This is a genomic window from Streptomyces muensis (assembly GCF_021474425.1).
Lineage (GTDB): Bacteria > Actinomycetota > Actinomycetes > Streptomycetales > Streptomycetaceae > Streptomyces > Streptomyces muensis.
This window is the reverse complement of the sequence record NZ_JAKEIP010000627.1, coordinates 1-693: the sequence shown is the minus strand read 5'-3', so window position 1 is coordinate 693 and position 693 is coordinate 1. Positions and strand designations below refer to the sequence as shown.

Below are 693 nucleotides of genomic sequence, written 5' to 3'. Positions count from 1 at the left end.
GGGTCGGCTCGGGGGACGTTGTTGGCGGCGGCGGGGTTGCGGTACGTGGCGGAGGTGGAGCCCGGGGTGCGTGAGTTGGTGGAGCGAGAGTTGGGGGCGCTGATTCCGCCGCGTGACGGCAGGATGACCCTGGATCTGGCACGCGCCGGAGGTGATCTGGTGCTGGGCCTGCTGCCAGGGCCGGACGAGGTAGACGACGAAGAGGCCCTTCAGGTGGTCGTTCTGGCCTCGGCGCTGGGCAGTGAGGCGGCGCTGCATTTCCTGACACGCTTCCGGGCCCATCGAAGCCCGGCGGTCCTGCGTGCGCTGTCCTCGGACTGGCAGCACTTCGACCGCGAGCTCTACGCCCGCGAGATCCTCGCGTACCTGCCCGACCATGTGCCCGTCTCGGCACGCACCGCCGACGACCTCCGCACGCTCCGCTCCGTGGGCGGCCGAGCGTGCATAGTGGTGCGCGGCGCCTACCGGGTCGAGGATCTGACGGAACTCATCGTGCCCGAACGGCTCACTCGGCTGTCGCTGGACGCCCCGCACCCGGTGGAGGGACTGGCCTGGCTCACCGCCTTCCCTCATCTGGAATACGTCCACGTGGGAGAGATGAGTCCAGCCGTGGCACAACAGATCCCCGCCGGGATCGAGTTCAACCACCGGCAGGGGTAACAACCCCCCATGGATCCCGCCGTCCGCACCCCC

At 69.6% G+C, this 693-nt stretch carries 1 pseudogene; it reads left to right on the top strand.

The annotated features are described in order from the left end of the window. Window positions 1-660 (top strand): annotated as a pseudogene (locus L0P92_RS44790) (NACHT domain-containing protein); the annotation flags it as partial. Window positions 661-693 lie beyond the last annotated feature (33 nt).